Source organism: Peribacillus sp. NPDC060253 (genome assembly GCF_042727425.1).
Taxonomy (GTDB): domain Bacteria; phylum Bacillota; class Bacilli; order Bacillales; family DSM-1321; genus Peribacillus.
This window is the reverse complement of the sequence record NZ_JBHXAS010000204.1, coordinates 1-5,275: the sequence shown is the minus strand read 5'-3', so window position 1 is coordinate 5,275 and position 5,275 is coordinate 1. Positions and strand designations below refer to the sequence as shown.

Sequence of the window (5,275 nt, the reverse complement as noted above, 5' to 3'; positions counted from 1 at the left end):
TATAAATAAATCCTGCTTCCTATCTCTAAGTGAAGGGATTTGCAATGGTAGAACATTTAGACGATAATATAAATCTTCACGAAAGGCACCTTCTCGAATCATTTGATGTAAGTTTTGATTGGTAGCTGCAATAACTCGTACATTTACCGGTATTATTTTATTGCCACCTACACGCATAACTTGACGTTCTTGAAGAACGCGTAGAAGGGATGCTTGAAGACCTAGGGAAGCATCCCCAATTTCATCCATAAAAATAGTTCCATTATGGGCTAATTCAAATAAGCCCATTTTCCCTTCTTTTCTAGCACCTGTAAATGCCCCACCTTCATATCCAAATAATTCACTTTCTATTAGGGTTTCGCTTAGTCCTGCAAAATTAACAGCCACAAATGGCCCATCTTTTCGTTCGGAACTATTATGTATAGCTTGAGCGAATACTTCTTTTCCAGTACCATTCTCTCCAGTAATTAACACAGTATAATCACTTTTAGCCAATTGAACTGCTTTTTGTTTTGCAGATAAAATCAAAGAACTTTCCCCAATAATATTGTCAAATGAATATTTAGTGGTTAAACCTAACTCTGTACTTTTCCGTCTGATTTCTTGCTCCATTCTTTGAACCCTTGTAACATCTTGAAATGTGATGACAAGGCCTACTAGTTGTTTGTTCAAGATTAAAGGAACTTTCGATACTAGCAAAGAGCGATTGTTTATTTGAAATAAGATATCAAGTTGTTCTTTTTGATCTAAATATGTCTCAATAATCTGAAAATCAGGTAGAATTTCTCTAAAGTGCTTTCCAATAAAATTTATAGAAGGGAGTTGTAGAATTTGATAGGCATCTTCATTTATCAATGTAATAATGCCTTTTTCATCTAGCCCTATAATCCCTTCATGTACTGCATTTAAAATCGATTCTAATTTTTGTGTTAATTGTTTTTCATTTTGAATTGCTAATGATAAATTCCTTCCCATTTTCACAAAATCTCTAAAGAATTCTGCCGTATAGAAATGCGCCTTTTCTAAGGAAAGGTTTAAAAGACGAGCAATATCAAGCATAGTTGTTAAATCAATTGGTCGGTTTTCTAAATAGATAGTGCTTTTGATATGTTTCGGCACAAGTTCATCTTGTCCAAACGTAATAGCCAATTCTAGTTTCTCTGTCTGTTCGAAGCTTGTAAGACCAGGAATATAAGGAATTAACGTTAAATGGCCAAATCCAAAGGCGTGTAGAACATCAATAGAGTCTCTAGCCACTATCATGGAGTTAGTAACTAATAAAATTTTTGTTTTAGCAGGCAAATCCAAAAGCTGTTCTAACTTTGCAATTCGAATAGAACGTCGAGCAACCATAAGAGGAATGTTTAAATTCAATTTTCTAAAATCTTCTTCTAGTACTGGGCTAGACAGTAAAATTAAATCAGCTTTATGGATAACCTTTTCATTTAAAGGCAATGTTTCATAACATGTATCAATGTCAATTTTTGAACCAAAAAACATTTGAAGATTTTCTTCAAATGTTTTGCTTACTGTTTTAGTGCTAGTTACAAGAAGTATAGTAGGCTTTTTCATCTTCTTCTCCTTACCACACAATTACATTTTGCTCTTATTCTAACAGATTTTAAGGTAACTTAAAAAGGACCCCATTTAATTAATACACCAATTGTTAAGAAAATGGCTGCTAAGATTGCCCATAAGATCGATAAAGGAATCATAAATTTAAGCCATTTGCCATATGAAATACCACTAGTAGCCAATATTGCCATTAACACACCTGAGGTTGGATTAATACAATTCACTACGCCTTCCCCAAATAAAACAGATTGTACAGCTACTTGACGAGTAATATGCAACAGATCAGCAAGTGGCACCAATATTGGCATTAACATAGCTGATTCTCCTGAACCAGAGGAAATTAAAAAGTGAAGAGCTGCACTTCCTAAAAACATACCTAAGGTTCCTGTAACAGGAGAGAGTGGAGCCAAAAGAGTCGAAAGATGGTATATAATGGTATCGAGAAGTTGGCCATGTTCAAGCACAACAATTACAGCTCGGGCCATTCCTACAATTAATGCACCGTATACAAGTTTCTGACATCCGGCCATAAATGTTTTAGCAATATCATTCACATTCATTCGAGAGATAAGCCCAGCACCTATAGCTATAAAAATAAATAAACCTGCCATTTCGCTTTCAGTCCATTTAAAAACGAGTGTGCAAATAATAAATGTTAGTAAAGATCCACCTGAAAATAATAAAACAAGCTTATGTTGTAACGTTAATTTCTGTGTTTGTATTTCGTTCTCGCTGACACCTAAAGAATTAGGAAATCTTTCTAAACCTAAAATACTGTGTCCAGTGTTCTGAACTTTACGTGCATATCGATATATATATAAAATTGTACAAAGTAAGAAAGTTAGATAAATGACAATACGGAAACCCATTCCAGATAATAATGGAAGCTCAGCAATACGCTGTGATAAGCCTAATGTTTGTGGGCTTATAAGAGAAACATTCCACCCTGCATAGGTACCTAGATAAATGATAGATACTCCAAAAATAGCGTCTAATTTTAATTTGCGAGCAATCATTACACCTATAGGGATAAAGGCAATAACGGAGTTCACGATAATTCCGGTAGTACCAAGTATAGAAAACATGAAACAAATAGGAATAATGAGTAGAAGTACCTTCCCCTTACATAAATTAATAATACTCCGAATGAAAGTATCAATCGCTCCCGTTTTATCAATAACAGCCAATGCACCACCAGTAAATAAAATAAGAAAAATCAAAGGAGCACCGGCGACCATTCCACTTTGAATTGCAGTAAAAATTTCAAGAAAATTAACAGGAGTGGATTTTACTACATGATAACTTCCAGGGACAGTCATCGTAATATCACCTTTTTTAATTCGATCGAATACCCCAGCTGGTACAAGATATGTCGCAATGGTGCAGGCAATTAAAATATAAAACAAAAGAACATAAGCATCAGGTTGTTTAAATGTTTTTCTTTTAATAGGTTTAGGAACCAGTTTTTGAGCCGTAGATTGCATAAATATATTTCCCCCTTATTACATTATAGCAATTCAATGATAAAGCTTGAAAGTCTCTCCTCCTCTGCTTGTATTTCCTTAATTTTGAACTAAGATTCGAGTACGAATACTCACAATTAAACATAATGCAAAAAGCATGCCAATTCTATGAGGAACGGAATAGCTTCTACAAAGCGGCTTATATGAAATAAAAGGATCATTTATAGGTTGTTTTATAGGTTTATAAAACTTAAAAAATAGCCTATAAATAGCAATCAGAAACAAAGGTAGTTGATTTTAAAAAGAAAAAAATTGGCATAATTCTTGCAGATACTTTATTTGAATGAAAAAAATGTACAGAAGTGTTTTAGAGGAGGAATTATTTTGAGTAAGGTACTAATCGAAAATGACGTTTCTAGCTATCTCGAAGTTCATAAACAAGATATGTTGGATGATTTGATTGAATTTGTAAAAAAAGAATCACCTTCATATAATAAAGAATTAGTTGATGAGTGCGGTACATATTTAAGCCAGCTCTTTCAAAAGCGATTGGATGTAGGATGCGAATTAATAGAAGAAAAAAATGTGGGGAATCACCTGAAATTTACAATCGGAGAAGGTAAACCACAAATTTTGATCATAGGGCATTTTGATACAGTTTGGAAAAAAGGCAGGCTTAGCCTTAGAAAGGAAGGAAATAAACTGTATGGCCCTGGTATTTTAGATATGAAAGGTGGTATTATCCAATCTTTATGGGCAATCAAAGCCATTCAAGAGCTAAATCTTCCGTTAAATAAAAAAATCGTTTTTCTTTGCAATTCAGATGAAGAAATTGGTTCAGTCGCTTCTAAGAAATACATTGAAGAAGAAGCACGAAAAAGTGATGTTGTATTAGTTGCTGAACCTGCTGTAGCTGGATCAGGAGCTTTAAAAACAGCTCGCAAAGGAACAGGAACTTTCGATATAAAAATATGGGGACGGGCTGCCCATGCTGGTAATCATCATGAAGAAGGCATCAATGCCATTGAAGAACTAGCTCGGCAAGTGATTGTACTGCAAGAATTGACCAATTACAAAAAAGGAACAACTGTCAATGTTGGAACGTTTACTGGAGGAAGTGGAAGAAACGTGGTTCCTGAATACGCAGAAGCTCATGTTGACTTACGTGTCTCAACAGAAGAAGAAGCAAGACGAGTGACGAATATTATATTAAATTTAAAACCAATTCTAAAAGGAATCAAATTAGAAGTAACCGGTGGCATAAATCGACCACCAATGGTGAAATCTGAGCAAACAAGGGAACTGTTTGAATGTGCTCAATCTATTGCATACGAACTTGGCATGAAATTAGAAGAAGCATCTGTTGGTGGAGGAAGTGATGGGAATTTTACAGCAGCTATTGGTGTTCCAACTCTTGACGGTTTAGGCTCGTGTGGAAAAGGAATTCATGCAGAATATGAACATATTCAAATTGATACACTCCCTGAACGGGCTTCTTTATTTGCTAATTTGTTATTGAGGCTGTAGCTGATTAAAGCTTTAGAACTAGTTAAAAAAGCTGCGGCTCTCGCCAATATGGATCTGAAATGTTTATATGAAGGAATTGGAGATGTAATTGTTGAAGGTGCAGATGAGATCATTGAAGGAAAGTTCGACAATGCTTTCATTGTCGATCCTATAGAAGAGGGGCTGGTACACCTGATTATGAATATAAATGAAATCATTGCTAACCGAGCTCTGGAGTTACTTGGACATGAAAAAGGCTTCAGATCCGCAGCCTTTGATAATCCACTTTCTTTAAAGTCTTGGATGTGAGCTTCCCATTCTTTCTTTATAAAGTTTTTTTATAAAAAAATCCACATGTATGATGTAAGGAAATTATCTCATGAGCTATATACAAGTAGTAGGTGGGAATATTTTACGCTTACTATTCAACTTACATGAAAATAAGTTTCATTAAGAATGGAAAAATGACAATACTTAAGAAGACCCTGCTCAATCGTTTAAAAAAAGAGGAAAGCGTTAATTAATTAGTCTATGGATTAGGTTGACTAGATTAAGGTCAGTATCAGTATTGACACCTTCTAACCATTTTCATTGTTTGTGCTGCATGGATGGCTAACGGTTGCGTTAGCTGAAGAACAGAGCTGTCTTTAAGGCAGCTTTTTCGTGCGCCCGGCATGGGTGCAATCTATAGGGTGCGAGTCCCGAACCATGAAGGCAGTAGTAATGGTTAG

3 protein-coding genes and 1 pseudogene are annotated in these 5,275 nt (G+C 35.0%); 2 read left to right on the top strand and 2 right to left on the bottom strand.

Features of this window, described 5'->3' with window-relative positions; translation table 11 throughout:
- A partial coding sequence (locus ACFWE9_RS25825; RefSeq protein WP_377359500.1) for a sigma-54 interaction domain-containing protein occupies positions 1–1,572 on the bottom strand: 1,572 nt, incomplete at its 3' end.
- A gap of 59 nt (positions 1,573–1,631) precedes the next feature.
- Positions 1,632–3,059, bottom strand: a complete 1,428-nt coding sequence (locus tag ACFWE9_RS25820) for a YfcC family protein (RefSeq protein WP_377359498.1) — start codon at positions 3,057–3,059, stop codon at positions 1,632–1,634.
- Positions 3,060–3,482: 423 nt separating this feature from the next.
- Between ACFWE9_RS25820 and ACFWE9_RS25815 the strand changes: the two genes are divergently transcribed.
- On the top strand, positions 3,483–4,565 hold the full coding sequence (locus ACFWE9_RS25815; RefSeq protein WP_377359502.1) for a M20 family metallopeptidase: 1,083 nt from the start codon (positions 3,483–3,485) through the stop codon (positions 4,563–4,565).
- Positions 4,566–4,802, top strand: a pseudogene (locus ACFWE9_RS25810) (lyase family protein); the annotation flags it as partial.
- Positions 4,803–5,275: the final 473 nt, after the last annotated feature.